This window comes from Bradyrhizobium sp. BR 1432 (assembly GCF_051547705.1).
GTDB classification, from domain to species: Bacteria; Pseudomonadota; Alphaproteobacteria; order Rhizobiales; family Xanthobacteraceae; genus Bradyrhizobium; species Bradyrhizobium zhanjiangense.
The window spans coordinates 1,878,154-1,898,350 of the sequence record NZ_JBPUGF010000003.1; the positions used below are offsets into that span (position 1 = coordinate 1,878,154).

Here is a 20,197-nt window from a genome sequence, read left to right on the forward strand (position 1 = left end):
GCTTTACGGATGAGCGCAAGGGCGCAAATTGGATAACAATTCGCCAATGCTGGTATTGGGCATCGAAACCACCTGCGACGAAACCGCCGCGGCCGTGATCGAGCGTGCGCCTGACGGCAGCGGCAAGATCCTGTCCAACATCGTGCGGTCGCAGGTCGAGGAGCACGCACGCTTCGGCGGCGTGGTGCCGGAGATCGCCGCCCGCGCCCATGTCGATCTGCTCGACGGCATCATCGACCGCGCCATGAGCGAGGCCGGCGTCGGCTTCGCCCAGCTGGGCGGTGTCGCCGCGGCGGCGGGGCCGGGGCTGATCGGCGGCGTCATCGTCGGGCTCACCACCGCCAAGGCGATCGCGATGGTGCACGACACCCCACTGATCGCGGTGAATCATCTTGAGGCGCATGCGCTGACGCCGCGTCTCACCGACGGGATCGAATTCCCCTATTGCCTGTTCCTCGCCTCGGGCGGACATACCCAGATCGTCGCGGTCACTGGCGTCGGCCAGTATGTGCGGCTCGGCACCACGGTCGACGACGCCATTGGCGAGGCCTTCGACAAGGTCGCGAAGATGCTGGGCCTGCCCTATCCCGGCGGTCCGCAGGTCGAGCGCGCGGCGGCAAGCGGCGATGCGATGCGCTTCGCCTTCCCGCGCCCGATGCAGGGGCGTCCCGATGCCAATTTCTCGCTGTCGGGCTTGAAGACGGCGGTCCGCAACGAAGCAAGCCGCATCGCCGAGCTCACGCCGCAGGACATCAGCGACCTCTGCGCGAGCTTTCAAGCCGCCGTGCTGGATTCGACGGCGGACCGGCTGAGCGTCGGCCTAAGACTTTTCCGCGAGCAGTTCGGCGCGCCACGCGCACTCGTGGCCGCCGGCGGCGTTGCCGCCAATCAGGCCATCCGCGGCGCCCTGCTCGATGTCGCGCAGCAAGCCGGGACCCAGCTGATCATGCCGCCGCCCGCGCTCTGCACCGACAACGGCGCGATGATCGCCTGGGCCGGCGCCGAGCGCCTCGCGCTCGGCATGACAGACACGATGGAAGCGCAGCCCCGCGCACGCTGGTTGCTCGACGCCAACGCGACGGCACCGGCCGGCTACGGCAACACGCGGGCGGGATTCTAGTAATGACCGCGTTCGACTCCGTCACCGTGATCGGAGCAGGCGCCTGGGGCACGGCGCTGGCAACCGTGGCGGCGCGGGCAGGGCGGAACGTGACGCTGTGGGCGCGCAATGCCGAACACGCGACGCGGATTGCCGCGACGCGCGACAATCCGCGGCTGCCCGGCGTACGGATCGCTCCGGAGATTGTCGTGACGAGCGATCTGGCGCTCGCCGCGCGTGCCGACATGCTGCTGATCGCAGCGCCCGCGCAGCACTTGCGCGGCGCGGTCAACCTGCTGGCCTCGCGCATTGCAAGGCCGGTCCCCGTCGTCGCCTGCGCCAAGGGCATCGAGCACGGCACCCACAAATTCATGACCGAGGTGATCGCCGAAGCCGCACCGAGCGCGCAGCCGGCGATCCTGTCCGGCCCGAGCTTTGCCGACGACGTCGCGCGCGGCCTGCCGACCGCTGTGACGCTGGCCGCGAAGGAAGAAGCGCTGGCCAGCAGCCTGGTGCAGGCGCTGGGCTCGGCGACATTCCGTCCCTATCATTCCACCGATATCCGAGGTGTCGAGATCGGCGGCGCGGCCAAGAACGTGCTGGCGATCGCGATCGGCATCGCGGTCGGGCGCAAGCTCGGCGCCTCGGCCCAGGCCGCGCTCACGACCCGCGGCTTCGCCGAGCTCACTCGCCTTGGTCGCGCGCTTGGTGCGCGCAGCGAGACGCTCACGGGCCTGTCCGGGCTCGGTGATCTCATTCTGACCTGCTCGAGTCCGCAATCACGCAATTTCGCGCTGGGCCTCGCGCTGGGCCGCGGCGAGAACCCGCCCGCGGGCAAGCTCGCCGAGGGCGAGTCCACCGCGCCGGTGCTGATCGAGCTTGCGGCTTCGCAAAACATCGAGATGCCGGTATCAGAAGCGGTCGCTTCGATCCTGAGCGGCCGGAGCACGATTGACGCCGCGATCTCGGGGCTGTTGACACGCCCCTTCAAGGCAGAGGAATGAACATGGCGTACTGGCTGGTGAAATCCGAACCGTCGGTGTGGTCCTGGGACCAGCAGGTGGCGAAGGGCGCCAAGGGCGAGGCCTGGACCGGCGTGCGCAACTTCACCGCACGCCAGAACCTCGTTGCCATGAAGAAGGGCGACAAGGCGTTCTTCTATCATTCCAACGAGGGCAAGGAGATCGTCGGCATCGCGGAGATCATCAAGGAGGCCTATCCGGACCCGACCGACAAGACGGAGAAATTCGTCTGCGTCGACATCAAGGCCGACAAGCCGCTAAAGACACCGGTGACGATGGCCGCGATCAAGGCCGAGAAGAAGCTCGCAGACATGGCGCTGGTGAAATATTCGCGCCTGTCGGTGCAGCCGGTGACGGCGGAGGAGTGGAAGCTCGTCTGCAAGATGGGTGGGGTTTAGGAGCAGGGGCTGTAGCCCGGATGAGCGAAGCGATATCCGGGAGCGCTGCAGCCCGCATATCGCTGCGCTGATGCGGGCTACGATGTCCGCGCTTGCGTCTCCGGCAGCGCAAAGACCTCGCATGGCGCGGCAATGCCGCGCAGCGAATGCGATCCGAGCGCGATGAGGGGCGTATCCGTCTCTGCGGCGAGCGCGCCCGACACGAGCACGGTCCGCCCCAACGGCTTGCATAGCCCTTCGAGCCGACTGGCGAGATTGACGGCGGGACCGATCGCCGTGAAATCGAGCCGGTTGGCAGCGCCGATATTGCCCCAGAGCATCTCGCCGAGATGAAGTGCGGCACCGAACGCGAGCGGCGGCAAGCCCTGGCCGCGGCGCTCCGCGTTGAGATACACCATCCCGGCTTCGGCCGCGCCTGCCGCGCGCAGAGCGGCATCGCAGGCGCGGCGCGGCGACGCCTCGATCACGGGAAAGATCGCGAGCACGCCGTCGCCGATGAATTTCAGCACCTCGCCGCCGAAGGCGTGAACGGCGCCGGCGATCCTGTCGAACCATGCATCGAGCGCCGCGATGACACCAGCCGGCGGACTGGTCTCCGACAAGCTGGTGAAGTTGCGCAAATCGGCATAGAGCAATGCGGCCTGAATGGTCTCGCCGAGATCGCGTCGCAGCGGCGCCGCCAGCACCCGCTCCGCACTGCGCTTGCCGAGATAGGCGTCCAGCGTCGCCCGCAGCGTGGCGCGCGCGGCGAGCACGGCGAGCGGCGTCGCGGCAAAACGTGCAGCTTGGCGCAGCTGCTCGATCTCCTCGGCCGTGAACGGACGCGGCCCGATCCAGCCGAGCAACGGCCCATCGACTCGTCCGACGATGTCTTCATGCACCTCACCGCCCGCGATGTCGCGCAGCCAGCGGCGGCCGGCATCGTTGGGCGGGTCCGGTGCCAGCCCGCCCGGGGCAAAGCCGAGCGCTTCGATCACCCGACCGCTGTCGGCACGCCACAACCAGGTTCGCTTCGCGATCAGCGGGTGCGGCACCTCCAGCGTCAGGGCGCCAGCCGCAAGCGGCACGCCATCAGCAACCAGATGGGCGCCGAGTTCCGCAAGCAGGCGGTCCGCCCCGGGACTGTCTGAGGCGGCATCGACAAGCCAGGCGAGCGTCGGAGAGAGCTGCATGGCGCGATCATGACGAAGGCACGCCGTCTTTGTCACGGGCAATCCTTGACGGACCGCTCTGGCGCCGCCATGTCCGAGTGTCAGCCCAGGAATGATCGCCGATGACCGAACCGTTCATAGTGCGACGCGAGACCCAGATCGCCGCCCCACGCGCCACTGTTTTCGCCTATCTGACCGACCCTGAGAAGATTTTGAGCTGGATGGGTTCCGACGCGACCACGGAGCCGCATCCCGGCGGGCTCTATCTGCTGAAGGGCGTCGGCCCGCGCGGTGGCGTCGCCCGCGGCGCCTTCCGCGAGGTCGTGCCGGTGCATCGTCTCGCCTACACGTTCGGCTGGGAGGGCGGACAGGAGGTGCCGCCCGGCTCGAGCCTGATTGAGATCGACCTGATTGAGCACGACGGCGGCACTTTGATGCGGATGACCCATAGCGGGCTGCCGACGGAAGAGCAGGCAGCCGCGCATGCAAAGGGCTGGGCGCATTATCTGGAACGGCTCACGATCGCAGCGGCTGGCAACGATCCCGGTCCCGACAAAGGCGTGTCCGAGAAGTCGTAGGGACTGTAGGGTGGGCAAAGGCGCACTTGCGCCGCGCCCACCATCTATCCCAACACCGCAGCAGAAATGGTGGGCACGCTCCGCTTTGCCCACCCTACGGGAGCGCGACGCTAAACCGCCGCGGTCGCCACCACCTGGGCCAGAAGCTGCTCGCGCCTCGCCTGCGAGCGCTGACCCTTCATGGTCGCGGCGAAGCGTTCGAGGATGCCATCCTCGAAGGCGGTGACGATGGTATCGTGGACGTAGCTCTTGCGGCAAATCGCCGGCGTGTTGGAGAGCTGGTCGGCGGCGGCGCGGATCGCGTCCAGCACCTGCTTCTTGCGGCCGTGCTGGCTGGTCGCCGGCGTGATCCGTGACAAGGATTCCACGACGACGGCGGATGCCATCAGCGTGCGAAAATCCTTCAGCGAGATCTTGATGCCGGCGATCTCGCGCAGAAACGCATTCACCTGCGTGGTATTGACCGCGCGCACGATGCCGTAGGCGTCGCGATACTGGAACATGCGCTTACCCGGACGCCCTGCAAAATGCCGATGGCGCGCACCAGCTTGGCCGCGTCGCACTCTTTCCGCACCGCCTTGCCGCCCTTCGCCTTGAAGGTCAGCACGAAGCAATCATCTTCCAGCGTGACGTTGGACTTGAGCAGCGTGGTGGCGCCGCGAGTGCCGTTGAGACGGGCATAGGATTCGTTGCCGGGGCGGATCGCGGTGCGGGCGATCAGTTCGATGACAGCCGAGAGTGCGAATTCACGCGTCGGCTCGTCGCCCGACAGGAACGCCGAGACCTTGCGCCGGATTTTTGGCAGCGCGCCGACGAGCTTCTCCAGGCGATGCGCCTTGCGGTGCTCGCGGACTTTCTCCCAGTCGGCGTGATAGCGATATTGCAGCCGGCCCGCGGCATCGCGTCCCACGGCCTGGAGATGCGAGCTCGGATCGGCGGAGTAGCGCACCTCGCGATAGGCCGGCGGCACCGCCATGGCGTGCAGCCGGCGGATGGTGCGGGCGTCGCGAATATGCGCACCATTCGGGCGGACGAAGGAATAGCCCTTGCCGCGCTTGATGCGCCGAATGGTCAGTTCGTTCTGATCGCCGAGCCGCAGGCCCAGTCCCCTGGCGAGCGCCTCGACCGTCGCCGCCGACGTCGTGTCGAAGGTCTTTTTGGGGCTGAGACGCCTGAAACCGGCCGGTTTCGGCCATTGTCCGAGGGCTTTGGCGAGGGCAACGGCCGCAGGATCGGCGGAAGCAGGCCGCATCGCGCCGAGATTCTGCTGATCCATCATAGTCTTATGCCTTAACCCTGCCTGTTATCGATCAATGCGATTATTCTGATTTTTGTTCCAGGAGCCTCGTTGGGATCCCGGGTTGGCCATTTAGGGTGTTCCGAACCGTAATGCGAGTCCCGAATCAGTGAGGAAAGGTTTCTAAATACCTCCAGGCCTGTTCCGGAGAGTTGGGTAAAGGCCCGAAAGCCGGTCGCCGGCTTGTTTCAGATCTGCGACAGTCGCCCGAGCGGGCTTGATCCTCCGCATGGCCGGCGGCCCGCCGAAGGTCCAGCTTGTGCTCCTTGTCGGGTCCGGTTAGCCCGACGCATAATCATTCAATGATCAAGTCGGCTCGCCAGTCGCTAGCGTTCGGCCTGCCGTATGTGGAGGGAAAGCATGTCCGAGAAGATCTACGACGTACCGGCAGAGTGGGCAAAGCGCGCCTGGGTCGACCAGGCCAAGTACAAGGACATGTACGCGCGCTCGATCTCGGACCCGAACGGTTTCTGGGCGGAGCAGGCCAAGCGCATCGACTGGATGAAGGCGCCGACGAAAATCGAGAACGTCTCGTTCACGCCCGGCAACATCTCGATCAAATGGTTCGAGGACGGCGTCCTCAACGTCGCCCACAATTGCATCGACCGGCATTTGGCCAAGCGCGCCAATCAGACCGCGATCATCTGGGAAGGCGACGATCCCTCGCAGTCCCGGCACATCACCTACAAGGAGCTGCACGACGAGGTCTGCCGGATGGCCAACATCCTGCGCACCCGCAACGTCAAGAAGGGCGACCGCGTCACCATCTACCTGCCGATGATTCCGGAAGCGGCTTATGCGATGATGGCCTGCGCGCGGATCGGTGCGATCCACTCCGTGGTATTCGCGGGCTTCTCCCCCGACAGCCTCGCCCAGCGCATCAACGACTGCCAATCCAAGGTGATCATCACTGCGGACGAGGGCTTGCGCGGCGGCAAGAAGGTGCCGCTGAAGGCCAATGTCGACGCGGCGCTCGCCAAAGCGGACGGCGTCGACTGGGTCGTCGTGGTCAAGCGCACCGGCGGCAAGATCGACATGAACCCGACGCGCGACCTCTGGTACCACGACGCCGCCAAGATGGTGACGACGGAGTGCCCGGCCGAGCACATGCACGCCGAGGATCCGCTATTCATCCTCTACACCTCGGGCTCGACCGGCCAGCCCAAGGGCGTGCTGCACACCTCCGCCGGCTATCTCGTCTATGCCGCGATGACGCATCAATACGTGTTCGACTATCACGACGGCGACGTCTACTGGTGCACCGCCGACGTCGGCTGGGTCACCGGCCACAGTTACATTCTCTACGGACCGCTCTGTAACGGCGCGACCACGCTGATGTTCGAAGGCGTGCCGAACTACCCCGACAATTCCAGGTTCTGGAACGTCATCGACAAACACAAGGTCAACACCTTCTACACCGCGCCGACCGCGATCCGCGCGCTGATGCAGGGCGGCGACGAGCCGGTGAAGAAGACCTCGCGCGCCTCGCTGCGCCTGCTCGGCTCGGTCGGCGAGCCCATCAATCCGGAAGCCTGGGAGTGGTATCACCGCGTCGTCGGCGACGACCGCTGCCCGATCGTCGACACCTGGTGGCAGACCGAGACTGGCGGCATCTTGATCACGCCGCTGCCGGGCGCGATCAAGCTCAAGCCGGGTTCGGCGACGCTGCCGTTCTTCGGCGTGGTGCCGGAGATCGTCGATGCCGACGGCAAGACGCTCGAAGGCGAGACGACGGGCAACCTCTGTCTCACGCGGTCATGGCCGGGCATGATGCGTACGGTCTATGGCGACCACGCCCGGTTCGAGCAGACCTACTTCTCGACCTACAAGGGCAAATACTTCACCGGCGATGGCTGCCGGCGCGACGCCGACGGCTATTACTGGATCACCGGCCGCGTCGACGACGTCATCAACGTTTCCGGCCATCGCATGGGCACCGCTGAAGTCGAGAGCGCGTTGGTCGCGCACGAGAAGGTGTCGGAGGCGGCCGTGGTCGGCTTCCCGCACGACATCAAGGGCCAGGGCATCTACGCCTATGTCACCCTGATGGCGGGCGTCCAGCCGACCGAGGACCTGCGCAAGGAACTCATCACCTGGGTGCGCAAGGAGATCGGCCCGATCGCCTCGCCCGACCAGATCCAGTTCGCCCCTAGCCTGCCCAAAACCCGCTCCGGCAAAATCATGCGCCGCATCCTGCGCAAGATCGCCGAGGACGAGCCGGGCAGCTTAGGCGACACCTCGACACTGGCCGATCCGGCCGTGGTCGACGACCTCGTCAAGAACCGGCAGAACCGGAAGTCGGTGTAAGAAGCGGCTCCGTGCCCTGGACGCAGCGCAGCGCGCTCTTCAGCGGTGCGCTGCAGAGCCGGGGCCCATCTCTCCGCACCAGAACTGGGTCCCGGCTCAGCGTCGCGGAGCTGCGCGCCGCGCCTTGTCCGGGACACGAGACCAAGCTGCGCTGCGGGTTCGCCAACGCCTCCTGAAATAATAGGCGTTCACATCCTCACGCATTCGTCAGGGTGCGCCCCGGGACCTGCGCGTCTTTCCCGCCGAGTGTTGTTTTCAGGTCATTTACTTTATTTCGAACATTTCCTTTGTTCCCGTGCCGGCTGGCCCTTGGCGGCCGCGCGTGGAAACCATCCGGTTAACGAGCGCGGTTAAGAATATCTGGGCAAGCCGCGATTGCCGGGTTCTGCGTAAATTTCTGGACGATCCGTTTGGGGCAAGGGGAAGCATCGATGTCGATGAGGATTGCGGTGGTGCTGGCCGCCACCATCGGGGCTGGGGTTTTGATGTCGACGGCGGCCGAGGCGCGGCCGGAAATGGTCGGGACGCACCTGGCCGACTATTCGCCGGGCACCATCGTGGTCAAAACCAGCGAGCGGCGGCTCTATCTCATCCTCGATAACGGCCACGCTGTGCGCTATCCGGTTGGCGTCGGCAAGGCCGGCAAGCAATGGGCCGGCACGACGAAGATCGACGGCAAGTATCTCAATCCAGCCTGGGCACCGCCTGCCGAGGTGAAGCGCGACAAGCCCAGTATTCCCGACGTCATTCCGGGCGGCTCGCCGCGCAACCCGATGGGCGTCGCGGCGATGACCTTGGCCGGCGGCGAATATGCGATCCACGGCACCAACGTGCCGGCCTCGATCGGCGGCTTCGTCTCCTATGGCTGCATCCGCATGCTCAACGACGACATCACCGATCTCTATGGCCGCGTCTCCGTGGGCACGACGGTGGTCGTGACGCGCTGATCGAGGAGATCGGGAGAGGATTGCGAGAAGCCGCGTCTAGGGACGCGGCTTTTTTATTACCAAAAACGCCAGCTGCGCGCACACCAGCCGTCGCGATGGCCGCCATTGTAACTGCGCACGTAACCGCCTGCGAGCAGCGTGGCCGAGACGTTGGCGGTGCGCCGGGTCGCGACGTCAGCGAGAATGCGTCCGTATTTGTCGGGCCCGAGATTGGAGATCGTCACGTCCCCCTGGCCGAGCAGATTGCGCAGCGCGTCGGTGGCGGCTTCAGCCTTGTTCAGCTCATCCTGGCAGGATGCTTTCAGTTCAGGTGCATCGATGCCGCGCAGGCGAACCCGCACGACGAGATGACCGCCGTTGCGCGGATGCACGCGCGCCAGAAAGGTGTCGCCGTCGATGGTGCGGATGACTTCGATCGGCTGGCGAGCGCCGGCATCTCCGGCCTGCTCGAGGACGATGTCGGTCGCCTGCGACTGGCCGTCGGCCCCATGCGGGACGGGCCAGTTCGTGCCGTGCCGGAAGGCAAGCACGACAGCCGTCACGACGCCGACCACGAACATCCAGGGCAACAGTCCGGAGAATCGGCGATGGAACGGAGAGCCGCTGAAGGATGACCGATACGGATTGAGACGATCGCGGGAACGCATTGTCTCACGCTAGAGCTGAGTCGGCAGAACCGGCAAGCCGCGTTCCAAGCTTTCTAGCGGTTACTGCCTGTAGTTGCACGGAGAGCGATCTTCACATTCCGTTTAGCGCCTGCGTGGTCGCATCGCGCGCGGTCTGCATCCCGAGATACCGCCACTTCATGGTTCTGCCGGACGGGCCTGCGGCGCATCGGCCGTACTTCTACGGCCATCGGTGAATATTACCAAAATCTCAATCTTTGGTTGCGCATACCTGATGCGGGACGGAATTGAGGAGAGAGCGGTGGGATTATTCAAGCTTCGCATTGGAACAAAGCTCGGCATCATCACGGGCATCAACGTTCTGCTGGTCGGCGGTATCCTGACCAACCAGATGCTCGGCAACCAGTCGATCGCGGAGTCCAACCGGCTGGTCATCATCAACTACCTCAACAAAGGCAATGCGCAGGCGGCACAGACGGCGATGGCGCGCGCGCAGCTCGCCGCCCTCGAGCTCGGTTCCGCGCCGTCGGTCGGTGAGGTCGACAAGCTCCTCGAAACTCTCCGCAGCCATGCAACCGAGGCCGGTACGGAAATCGACGCCGCAAGGGAGCGGGCGACGCGAAAGGTCACGCAGGATGCCTATCGCGAGGCGAGGAAGTTCGTGGATACTTATCTTGCCAGTGCCGTCGAGCTGGCGGCGGCGCAGAGGGCCGTCATCAATGCCCCCGCCGGCGGCGCCAAGTCCGCAGCGGAAACAGCAAGGGCGGGCATTCTTGCAGAGCATATGCGCCCGGCGGCTAAGGAAGTCGGCAAACGCGTCGATGACCTGGTGGGCGTCGCCAATGAATTCGCGGCGCGGCGCAAAGGCGAATTGCTGGTCGAACTTGATCGTGTCGCCAACTTCGCGGTGATCGTCGGCGTCTTCGTGATGCTGATGCTGATCGGCTCCGCGGTCTTTTCGGTGTCGAGCATCGCCCGTCCGATCCGGCGCATCGGCGATGTGCTCCTGCAACTCGCCGGCGGCAGCAAGGCCGTCGAAATTCCCTATACGGCCCGCGGCGACGAAGTGGGCGACAACGCCCGCGCGGCGCAGACCTTCAAGGACAACCTGATCCGCATCGAGCAGATGGAAGCCGAGCAGAAGCGGCAGGAAGCCGCTGTGGCCGCGCAGCGCAAGGAAGAGATGATCCGGCTCGCCGGCGCGTTCGAAGCGGCAGTCGGCGGCATCATCAATTCGGTGTCGGCCGCTTCCCAGCAGCTCGAATCCGCCGCCGGCACGTTGTCGGGCACCGCGGAGGAGACCCAGCAGCTCTCCGGAATGGTGGCAGCAGCCTCCGAGGAGGCATCCACCAATGTCGGCGCCGTGGCGTCGGCCGCCGAAGAAATGAGCACGTCGGTGGTCGAGATCAGCCGTCAGGTCCACGATTCCAGCCGCATCGCCGGCGAGGCGGTGAAGCAGGCCGAGCGCACCGACATTCGCATCAATGAACTGCTCAAGGCAGCGGGCCGGATCGGCGACGTCGTCAAGCTGATCACTGCGATTGCCGAACAGACCAACCTCCTGGCGCTGAACGCCACGATCGAAGCGGCACGCGCCGGTGAATCCGGCCGCGGATTCGCCGTGGTGGCGAGCGAGGTCAAGGCGCTCGCCGCCCAGACCGCGAGAGCGACCGAGGAAATAGGCACGCAGATCGCCGGCATGCAGGCCGCGACGGAAGATTCCGTCGGCGCGATCAAGGAGATCGGCGCGACCATCGCCAGGATCTCGGACATCTCGACCACCATCGCCGCGACCATCGAGGAGCAGGGAGCCGCGACGTCGGAGATCGCACGCAACGTCAGCGAAGCCGCCAAGGGCACGGTCGAGGTCGCCGACAAGATCGCGCAGGTCAGTCACGGTGCAAGCGCCACCGGCGCGGCATCTGGACAGGTGCTCGCATCGGCGCGCTCGCTGTCCAACGAAAGCGGTCTGTTGAAGGCCGAGGTCGAGAAATTCCTCAATACTGTGCGCGCCGCCTAGATCGGCAACGAAGCGGCGAGCACAGTTTCTGTGCTCGCCGGACATTCATGACACCCCGGGATTTCCCGGGTTTGACCGGCACCATGAGCAACGATAGGTTGAACATGAAGCCGTAAGCAACTCGCTTGCGGAACCTGTTCAGCGAGTTCCCCAACATGAACATCGACATGACTTCACACGATTCGCTCGAACAAATCGCCGATCTGGTGCGCCAGCAACATAGTTCCCTCGACACCACGCTGCTTTCGCCGGTGGATGGATTCCAGACCCGGACCGTCGCGCTCGAAACGCTGATGCGCGAAGTGACGGAATGTCTTGCCGAGAGCTTCCGGCATCGCCCGGCGCAGGATTTTCCCATGCTTTATTTTGCATGCGGCAAGGCGCGGGTCGGATCGACGGCCCTGAGCAATTTGTTCGGCATGACCGGGATGCCCTCGTATTATCAACCGCTGAAGGCCATGCTGCGCAATTCGCTCGTCGGCGAGGCCCTGACACCGTGGATCGTGCCGTCGGCGGCCGATGAGCCGAATATCTTCAGCAAGGAGACGATCGGGCCCTACGTGCTCGCCGAGAGCCTGTTCAATCCGCTCAAGCTGCTGATCGACGCAGGCTACCCGCGGCACCGGCTGCACCTCATCGCGCTCGACCGCGAGCCGGCCAGCGCGCTGGCGTCCTGGCTCGAGAAGCTGATCTCGCGCGCTCCTGAAAGTACGCTGCTGGCGCACTATGTCGTCGCCGCACTCAGCGCAGTCCGGGTCGCTGGCTACGCCAGGCAACAGGGCGTTCCGGTCACGCATTACGTCTACGAGGTGAGCAAGGAGGCGGTATCGTCGGTTCGAGTCCTGTTCGACCGCCTCGGCATTTCGGGCAGCTTTACCGAAAATGCCGTGACCTCATGGCGGGAGCCGGGACAAGAGCAGGCAAACAACGCGCGCGTCATCTTCCCGAGCGAAGCGGCGATCTACAAGGTGCCCAATCTGCACACCTCGGATAGCGCCTATCGCTACCAGCGCCGCGTAACGACCTCGCTGAGCCAGGCCCAGCTGGACGTCTTGGAGCGCTGCGGCGTCAACGATGCCTATCGTGCCTCGGTTGCGGCATGCGTTCGCGATCTCGACCTGAATGCAGCAACGTCGGCGCGCCTGTTCGGCGAATGGCTCGCTACGGCCGCGTGATCACCATGCTCGACGTTCCCGCGACCGCCGAGCCAGCCCTCCCTGGAACGGTTGACGACAAGCCGACCCGCGCGACCGCCAGCCATCTTCGACGCCTGGAGGCGGAAAGCATCCACATCCTGCGGGAGACGGCGGCCGAGTTCCGCAAGCCGGTCATGCTGTATTCGATCGGGAAGAACTCTTCGGTGCTGCTGCATCTGGCGATGAAGGCGTTTCATCCCGGCAAGCCGCCGTTTCCCATGCTGCATGTCGACACGACGTGGAAGTTCCGGGAGATGATCGCATTTCGCGATATGCGCGCGCGCGAGCTCGGCCTCGATCTGATCGTCCACACCAACAATGACGGATTGAGCCAGGGCATTGACCCCTTCACCCACGGGTCGGCCCGTTACACCGACGTCATGAAGACGCAGGCGTTGCGACAGGCGCTGGACCTCCACGGTTTCGACGCCGCGATCGGAGGAGCGCGGCGCGACGAGGAGAAGTCGCGCGCCAAGGAGCGCATCTTCTCGCATCGCAGTGCGGCGCATCGCTGGGACCCGAAGAACCAGCGGCCGGAGCTGTGGAGCCTGTACAACACGATGCTCGCGCCCGACGAAAGCATGCGGGTGTTTCCGCTGTCGAACTGGACCGAGCTCGACGTCTGGGACTACATCCTGCTCGAGGACATCCCGATCGTTCCGCTCTATCTGGCGGCGCCGCGTCCGGTGGTCGAGCGCGACGGTGCGCTGATCATGGTGGATGACGAACGGATGCCGCTGCGTCCGTACGAGGAGCCGCGCTGGCGCTCCGTCAGGTTTCGCACGCTCGGCTGCTATCCCCTCACCGGCGCGACCACCTCGACGGCGGCGACCCTGCCGGAGATCGTTCGGGAGATGATGGCCTCGCGCACCTCCGAGCGGCAGGGACGCATGATCGACCGGGACAGTCCCGCATCGATGGAGCGCAAGAAAGCGGAAGGCTACTTCTGATGTCCTATCACGAGGCCCCCGCGATCGCCGCCTCCGATGCGCCGCGGCTGGACCAGCACGACCGCCCGACGCTGCGCTTCGTCACCTGCGGCAGCGTCGATGACGGCAAGAGCACGCTGGTCGGCCGCCTGCTCTATGATTCCAAGACGCTGCTCGACGACCAGCTCGACGCGCTCGCCTCCGAGAGCCGGACCGTTGGCACGACCGGCGGCGATCTCGATTTCGCGCTGCTGGTCGACGGCTTGCAGGCCGAGCGCGAGCAGGGCATCACGATCGACGTCGCCTACCGGTTCTTCGCCACGCCGTTGCGCCGCTTCATCGTCGCCGACACGCCGGGACATGCGCAATATACCCGCAACATGGCGACCGGCGCCTCCAATGCCGATCTCGCCGTGGTATTGGTCGACGCCCGCAGGGGCGTGATCACGCAGACGCGACGTCACAGCCACATCCTGTCGCTGCTCGGCGTCCGCCACGTCGTCCTCGCCGTGAACAAGATGGATCTGATCGGATTCGACGGCGGCCGCTTCGCGGCCATCACCGCCGAATATCTGACGCTGGCCGGGCAGCTCGGCATTTTCCAGGTGCAATGCATCCCGGTGGTGGCGCCCGACGGCGACAACATCGTCGCCGCGAGCACGCGGATGCCCTGGTACACCGGGCCAACCGTCACGGCCTATCTGGAATCGGTCGACGTGTCCGGCGACGTCTCGCAGCGGCCGTTCCGGCTGCCGGTGCAATGGGTCAACCGGCCACATGCGGATTTTCGCGGCTTCTGCGGCCGAATCGCCAGCGGAACGATCCGGGCAGGCGACGCCGTTACCGTGCAGCCCTCGGGCCGTCAAACCCAGGTCGCGCGCATTCTCACGCCCGGCGGCGAGCGTGATCGGGCTGCGGCGGGCGAATCGGTGACGCTCACATTGACGGACGAGATCGACGTCAGTCGCGGTGACGTGCTGACGGCGGGGTCCACAGCACAGATCTCGGACCAATTGGCGGCCCATCTCGTCTGGTTCGATGACCAGACCATGGTCGCGGGCCGGCGCTACGTGCTCAAATGCGGCACGGCTTCGACGGGCGCGGTGATCACGTCGCTCGAGCACCGCATCGCCATCGACACCATGGCGCAGGAAAGCGCCACGACGCTCGATGCCAACCAGATCGGTCACGTCCATCTCCGCCTCGACCGCCCGCTGGTATTCGAGGCCTATCGCGACGACCGCGACATGGGCAGCTTCATCCTCATCGATCCGATCAGCCATCGCACGGCTGCCGCCGGGATGATCGATCTCTCGCTGAGCCGCGCAACCAACATTCACCGCCATCAACTCGCAGTCGACAAGTCGGTGCGTGCGCGGCTCAAGCAGCCGCGGCCCTGCGTGCTCTGGTTCACGGGCTTCAGTGGAGCCGGCAAATCGACGATCGCAGATCTCGTCGACCGGCGCCTTGCCGCGCTCGGACGCCACGCCGCGCTGCTCGACGGCGACAATCTCCGCCACGGCATCAATCGCGATCTCGGCTTCTCCAGCGCGGAGAGAATGGAAAACGTCCGGCGTGTCGCGGAGATCGCGGCGCTGTTCGTCGATGCCGGCATGATCGCGCTGGTCGCGCTGATTTCGCCGTTCCGCAGCGAGCGCGCACTGGCGCGGCAGCGGGTCGAGACGAGCGAGTTCATCGAAATCCATGTCGCGACCCCGCTTGCCGAATGCGAGCGTCGCGACCCCAAGGGCCTCTATCGCAAGGCGCGCGCGGGCGAGCTGACAGGCTTCACCGGGATCGATGATCCCTACGAGGCACCGCAAGCGCCGGAGATCAGCATCGACACCTCGGAACTGTCCAGCGAGGCGGCCTGCGAACGCATCATCCGCTATCTCAGAGACAATCACTATCTCTAGAGCATGTTGTTTTTTGCCGGAATCGGGATTCCCTGCGGGAGGATTTCTGATTCAAGCTCCATGCTGGAAAGCGGAGGCCAGCATGGATGACGCGACCGCTTTCGGAAGACATTCGCGAACGCGCTCTTGCGCGAGCTGACGCGGGCGAGACCGTTCGTTCGATCGCAGAAGCGCTTCAGATCAGCCCTTCCTGTGTGACGAAGTGGAAGAATCTGCAGCGGGAGACCGGAGGCGTTTCTCCCGGCAAGATCGGCGGTCACAAGAAGCCGGTTCTGTCCGGCACCAATGCCGACTGGCTGCGCAAACGCATTCACTCCGGCCCATTCACTTTGCGGAAGCTGACGGAGGAACTGGCTGCGCGCGGGATCAAGACAGACGTGCGGGCGGTGTGGACGTTCGTTCACGCCGAAGGGCTGAGCTTCAAAAAAAACGGTCCTGCCGGCCGAACAAGATCGTCCCGATATCGCCCGTAAACGGACGCGCTGGAAGACCCATCAGGGCAGGATCGACGCTTCGCGCCTGGTCTTTATCGACGAGACCTGGATCAAAACCAACATGGCGCCGCTGCGAGGCTGGGGGCCGAGCGGGCAACGTCTCCAGGCGTCTGCGCCTTTCGGCCATTGGAAGACCATGACCTTCATCGCGGCGCTGCGCCACGATCGGATCAGCGCGCCATGGGTCATCGACGGCCCAATCAATGGCGAGCTCTTCACCCTTTATATCGAACAGGTACTGGCGCCGACCCTCGCAAAAGGTGAACTCGTCATCCTCGATAATCTCGGCAGTCACAAGGGCAAGGCGGCGCGCAACGCCATCCGCGCCACAGGAGCACATCTGCTCTTCCTGCCGCCCTACAGCCCCGACCTCAACCCGATCGAGCAGGTCTTCGCCAAGCTCAAACACCTGATGCGAGCCGCCCAGACACGTGATGTCGAAGCGACTTGGCGCAAGGTCGGCGAACTCCTCGACCTCTTCTCCAAGGAGGAGTGCGCCAACTATCTCAAAAATTCAGGGTATGTTTCCGTATAAAAACATCACGCTCTAGCGACCGTGCAGCAAGCCTCAGAAGTCGGAGGCGATGCCCTTTCTTTCCCAATCGCCATAGCGGGTGGGCTCGGGTCCCTTCGGTCCCTGAAGCTCCCTAGGCCGCGCTTCGGCTTCGGCTGCCGCGGCCTGCCGCCGCGCCTCGGCTTCAGCCAGCGCACGCTGGGCTGCGGGCGGCAGCGGCTTGCGATCGGGAACGGGAGGCTGGTCACTCATGGTCCGGCTTATTAGCGCAGGACGGCCCGCAGCGCGACGTCCAATAACGCATTCCTGAAATCGGGCCTAAAGGGCTGAAAAAGCCGGAAGCGATTCTTACATTTGGCATATTCGCGTGCCACAGATGAGTTGGTTAAGGCATGCGCCCATCGCGGCGGAACTGCCGCTCGCTCAGAACCTTGCTTCCGCATGCCATCTCAACGTTTCGTTCCTCCGTCCGAAGTGCCCGGTCTTGCGGCGCGGCGGATTGCCGCCGACATCGTCGACGGCGTTCTGCACAAGCACCGCACGCTTGACGACCAACTCGACGGCGGCGGCGCCCATCCCGGACTGAAGACGCTGGCCGACCGCGACCGCGCGCTGATGCGGCGCCTGGTCGCCACCGTGCTGCGCCGGCTCGGCACGCTCGGCCATGTGCTGTCCCGGCTGCTCGACAAGGGCATTCCCTCCGATGCGCCTCGCGCGCAGAGCGCGCTGTTGATCGGCGCCGCGCAGATCCTCTGGATGGATGTACCCGACCACGCTGCCGTCGATCTCTCCGTTCGCCTCGTGCAATCCGACCGGCGCGCCGCGCGGTATGCCGGCCTCGTCAATGCCGTGCTGCGCCGCTGCGCGCGCGAGGGCAAGGCCCTGGTCGAGGAAGTTGCCACGCAATCGCTGGATCTGCCGCCCTGGCTGCTCGCGCGCTGGAGCGCACATTATGGCGAGGCGACCGCGAGAGACATGGCGCTCGCGCTCGGCCACGAACCGTCGCTCGATCTGACCGTGAAGTCGGATGCCGCGCAATGGGCAAGCCGCCTGCATGGCGAAACGCTGCCGACCGGGACGGTGCGGATGCTGCTGCATGGCTCGGTGACCATGCTGCCAGGCTTTGCCGAGGGACAATGGTGGGTGCAGGACGCCGCCGCTGCGCTGCCGGCCCGGCTGTTCGGCGACATCAAGGGCAAGTCCATCGCCGATCTCTGCGCCGCCCGGGCGGCAAGACCGCGCAGCTGGCACTTGCCGGCGCCCATGTCACGGCCATCGACCGCTCACCCGCCCGCGTGGCGCGGCTGCGCGAAAACCTCGGGCGGTTGTCGCTGCAGGCCGAGACCGTCGTCGCTGACGCCGTGGAATGGGCCGGCCCCACCGAGGCCTTCGACGGCATCTTGATCGATGCGCCCTGCACCTCGACTGGCACGATCCGCCGTCATCCCGATGTGGCATGGCTCCGGCAGGAATCCGACATCACCGCCCTGACCGCGCTCCAGCAGCGGCTGCTGCGCAAATCGCTGTCACTGCTCAAATCCGGCGGGACGCTGATCTACTGCACCTGTTCGTTGGAACCCGAAGAGGGCGAGCAGGCCATCGCCGCGCTGCTGGCCGCAGAGCCCGCGCTTCGCCGCGTTCCGATCGAGGCGTCGGAGGTCGCAGGTCTCGACGAAATCCTTACCGCGGAAGGCGATCTGCGCACCCTGCCGAGCCATCTGCCGAACGCCGATCCCAAGCTCGGCGGGCTCGACGGATTTGACGCAGCCCGGCTCGTTAAATCCTGATTTTTGCACCGGATTTTGCAACCTCGATGCTGATTCGCGCCGTTCAAGGTGGTGTCAGCCGTCCGATTTTGGGATTAATCAGGATTCGTCGGAATCCTCCTCTCCCCTTCAAGGCAAGGCGTGTCGGTCGCTCAACGCAGACGTATCTCGACGCTGGTGATGAACCGCTTCGCGCGGAACATGCTCGCGCGCGCGAGCGGCGGGCCCGTGGCGGTGTCGCGGGTCTGGCCCAGTCGCACCGACCGGCTGATCATCGCGCCGCATGACCTGCGCACCGCGGATGCGACCCGCGCCGCTGAGATCTATGCCGGCCGCTTCGTCTTCGCCGGCAAGATCGTCAATTGCCACGGCCGCTCGATCTTCGATCTCGAACCGCCGTCAGAGGATTGGGAGGTCGCGCTGCTCGGCTTCGGCTGGCTGCGGCACTTGCGCGCCGCCGACACCGCGCTGACGCGCGCGAATGCGCGTGCGCTGGTCGAGGACTGGATCTCGAACCCCGCCAACAAGCGCCGTCCGGTCGCGCGGCGCGCCGACGTGCTGGCACGGCGCGTGATCTCGCTGTTGTCGCAGGCGCCGCTGGTGCTCGATGACACCGACAACAAGTTCTACCGCCGCTACTTGCGCGCCCTCGCACGCGAGATCCGCTTGCTGCGCTACACCATGCTCGACATTCCCGACGGGGTGCCGAGCTCCAGGTGCTGATCGCACTATGCTACGCGGCGCTGTGCCTTGCCAATCAGGCGCGCCATATCCGCAGCACTTCGAAAAAGCTCTCCGACGAATTGCAGCGGCAGATCCTGCCCGATGGTGGACACATCTCCCGCAACCCGGGCGCCCTGATCGACCTCCTGATCGACCTGTTGCCGCTGCGGCAGACCTTCGCGGCGCGCAACATCGCGCCGCCGCCGGCGCTGCTCAACGCGATCGACCGTATGATGCCGATGCTGCGCTTCTTCCGTCACGGTGACGGCAATTTCGCGCTGTTCAACGGCATGAGCGCGACACCGTCCGACCTGCTCGCCACGCTGCTCGCCTATGATGACACCCACGGCGCACCGATGGCGAACATGCCGCATACCGGCTTCCAGCGTCTCGATGCCGGCCAGACCACGCTGATCATCGACACCGGCCCGCCGCCGCCGGCCGGCGTCAGCCACGACGCCCATGCCGGCTGCCTCTCGTTCGAACTGTCCTCCGGCATCAGCCGCATCGTCACCAATTGCGGCATGCCGACCACGGGCCGCGACAATTGGCGGCCGTTCGCCCGCGGCACGGTGGCACATTCGACACTGGCCTATCATGACACCTCCTCATGCCAGTTCGTGGAGATGTCGGCGATGAAGCGGCTGCTGCACGGCGCGCCCGTGACAAGCGGCCCGGTGGAGGTCGAGAGCTATCGCGAAATCGTGCCGAACGGCACGCTGCTGACGACCTCGCATGACGGCTATCTCTCTAAATTCGGCGCGATCCACCGCCGTGTGCTGATGATCGCCAATGACGGCGCGCGCATCGACGGCGAGGACACGCTGTCGCCGCCGCAGGGCGGACGCTTCAAGGGCGCGGATGCCGATTTCGCGCTGCGCTTCCATCTGCATCCGGCGGTGAAGGCGAGCCGCCTGTCGGATGCCCGCGGCGTCATGCTGGTGCTGCCGAACCGCGACGTCTGGACCTTTGAAGCATTGGACGACAAGGTCGACCTCGAGGACAGCGTGTTCCTGGCCGGCAATGACGGGCCGCGCCGCACCGCTCAGATCGTGATCCGGCAGGATGCGCGGCAGGCCCCCTCGATCCGCTGGAGCTTTGTGCGTTCCACCGCCTCGCCGGCGGTGACCAATGCACGGAGAAATGCGCGGCGGGAGCCGGAACTACCGCTATAGATGCCCGTATTTCAGCCCTATCTGATCGTTGTGAAGGGC

At 65.3% G+C, this 20,197-nt stretch carries 14 protein-coding genes and 3 pseudogenes; 13 read left to right on the plus strand and 4 right to left on the minus strand.

Annotated elements, in window-relative coordinates:
- Nucleotides 1-46: 46 nt before the first annotated feature.
- From tsaD to ACSKB8_RS08955, 3 genes are read left to right on the plus strand one after another with little or no spacing between them, the layout of a single operon-like run.
- Nucleotides 47-1,120 carry a tRNA (adenosine(37)-N6)-threonylcarbamoyltransferase complex transferase subunit TsaD gene (gene tsaD, locus ACSKB8_RS08945; RefSeq protein WP_438103657.1) on the plus strand — a complete coding sequence of 358 codons (1,074 nt, stop codon included), beginning with the start codon at nucleotides 47-49 and terminating at the stop codon, nucleotides 1,118-1,120.
- A gap of 2 nt (nucleotides 1,121-1,122) precedes the next feature.
- Complete coding sequence (locus ACSKB8_RS08950) at nucleotides 1,123-2,103, plus strand: NAD(P)H-dependent glycerol-3-phosphate dehydrogenase (protein WP_438103658.1); 981 nt, start codon at nucleotides 1,123-1,125, stop codon at nucleotides 2,101-2,103.
- 2 nt (nucleotides 2,104-2,105) lie between these two features.
- Nucleotides 2,106-2,519, plus strand: coding sequence for an EVE domain-containing protein (locus ACSKB8_RS08955; RefSeq protein ID WP_438103659.1), 414 nt, complete (start codon nucleotides 2,106-2,108; stop codon nucleotides 2,517-2,519).
- 77 nt (nucleotides 2,520-2,596) lie between these two features.
- Here the strand turns inward: ACSKB8_RS08955 and ACSKB8_RS08960 are convergent, their stop codons facing one another.
- Nucleotides 2,597-3,691 carry an adenylate/guanylate cyclase domain-containing protein gene (locus tag ACSKB8_RS08960; RefSeq protein WP_438110463.1) on the minus strand — a complete coding sequence of 365 codons (1,095 nt, stop codon included), beginning with the start codon at nucleotides 3,689-3,691 and terminating at the stop codon, nucleotides 2,597-2,599.
- A gap of 101 nt (nucleotides 3,692-3,792) precedes the next feature.
- Between ACSKB8_RS08960 and ACSKB8_RS08965 the strand changes: the two genes are divergently transcribed.
- Complete coding sequence (locus ACSKB8_RS08965) at nucleotides 3,793-4,248, plus strand: SRPBCC family protein (RefSeq protein ID WP_438103660.1); 456 nt, start codon at nucleotides 3,793-3,795, stop codon at nucleotides 4,246-4,248.
- 110 nt (nucleotides 4,249-4,358) lie between these two features.
- Here the strand turns inward: ACSKB8_RS08965 and ACSKB8_RS08970 are convergent.
- A pseudogene (locus ACSKB8_RS08970) lies at nucleotides 4,359-5,527 on the minus strand (DNA topoisomerase IB).
- Between the two features lie 378 nt (nucleotides 5,528-5,905).
- Between ACSKB8_RS08970 and acs the strand changes: the two are divergent.
- Together acs and ACSKB8_RS08980 are read left to right on the plus strand one after the other, a co-directional pair.
- On the plus strand, nucleotides 5,906-7,852 hold the full coding sequence (gene acs, locus ACSKB8_RS08975; RefSeq protein ID WP_438103661.1) for an acetate--CoA ligase: 1,947 nt from the start codon (nucleotides 5,906-5,908) through the stop codon (nucleotides 7,850-7,852).
- Nucleotides 7,853-8,283: 431 nt separating this feature from the next.
- Nucleotides 8,284-8,799: a L,D-transpeptidase gene (locus tag ACSKB8_RS08980; RefSeq protein WP_438103662.1), complete on the plus strand. Its 516-nt coding sequence runs from the start codon at nucleotides 8,284-8,286 to the stop codon at nucleotides 8,797-8,799.
- A gap of 56 nt (nucleotides 8,800-8,855) precedes the next feature.
- On the opposite strand, the gene ACSKB8_RS08985 is transcribed toward ACSKB8_RS08980, so the two are convergent.
- Nucleotides 8,856-9,446 carry a thermonuclease family protein gene (locus ACSKB8_RS08985; protein ID WP_438103663.1) on the minus strand — a complete coding sequence of 197 codons (591 nt, stop codon included), beginning with the start codon at nucleotides 9,444-9,446 and terminating at the stop codon, nucleotides 8,856-8,858.
- Between the two features lie 253 nt (nucleotides 9,447-9,699).
- Here ACSKB8_RS08985 and ACSKB8_RS08990 point away from each other — a divergent pair, with 253 nt between their 5' ends.
- The 5 genes from ACSKB8_RS08990 to ACSKB8_RS09010 all read left to right on the plus strand — a co-directional run bounded on the left by ACSKB8_RS08990 (nucleotide 9,700) and on the right by ACSKB8_RS09010 (nucleotide 16,515).
- Complete coding sequence (locus ACSKB8_RS08990) at nucleotides 9,700-11,445, plus strand: methyl-accepting chemotaxis protein (RefSeq protein WP_438103664.1); 1,746 nt, start codon at nucleotides 9,700-9,702, stop codon at nucleotides 11,443-11,445.
- 155 nt (nucleotides 11,446-11,600) lie between these two features.
- A complete protein-coding gene (locus ACSKB8_RS08995) occupies nucleotides 11,601-12,620 on the plus strand; it encodes a sulfotransferase family protein (protein ID WP_438103665.1) in 1,020 nt (339 codons plus the stop codon).
- Nucleotides 12,599-13,591, plus strand: a complete 993-nt coding sequence (cysD, locus tag ACSKB8_RS09000) for a sulfate adenylyltransferase subunit CysD (protein WP_438103666.1) — start codon at nucleotides 12,599-12,601, stop codon at nucleotides 13,589-13,591. The genes ACSKB8_RS08995 and cysD overlap by 22 nt, the downstream gene beginning before the upstream one ends.
- Complete coding sequence (cysN, locus tag ACSKB8_RS09005; protein ID WP_438103667.1) at nucleotides 13,591-15,486, plus strand: sulfate adenylyltransferase subunit CysN; 1,896 nt, start codon at nucleotides 13,591-13,593, stop codon at nucleotides 15,484-15,486. The genes cysD and cysN overlap by 1 nt, the downstream gene beginning before the upstream one ends.
- An 86-nt stretch (nucleotides 15,487-15,572) precedes the next feature.
- A protein-coding gene (locus ACSKB8_RS09010; RefSeq protein ID WP_438103668.1) for an IS630 family transposase occupies nucleotides 15,573-16,515 on the plus strand; the annotation gives its coding sequence in 2 pieces (ribosomal slippage) (nucleotides 15,573-15,908 and nucleotides 15,910-16,515; 942 coding nt in all).
- Nucleotides 16,516-16,548: 33 nt separating this feature from the next.
- Here the strand turns inward: ACSKB8_RS09010 and ACSKB8_RS09015 are convergent.
- A complete protein-coding gene (locus ACSKB8_RS09015; RefSeq protein WP_438103669.1) occupies nucleotides 16,549-16,746 on the minus strand; it encodes a DUF1674 domain-containing protein in 198 nt (65 codons plus the stop codon).
- A 189-nt stretch (nucleotides 16,747-16,935) separates the two neighbouring features.
- Here ACSKB8_RS09015 and ACSKB8_RS09020 point away from each other — a divergent pair.
- A pseudogene (locus tag ACSKB8_RS09020) lies at nucleotides 16,936-18,281 on the plus strand (RsmB/NOP family class I SAM-dependent RNA methyltransferase).
- Nucleotides 18,282-18,440: 159 nt separating this feature from the next.
- Nucleotides 18,441-20,158: pseudogene (locus ACSKB8_RS09025) on the plus strand (heparinase II/III family protein).
- Nucleotides 20,159-20,197: the final 39 nt, after the last annotated feature.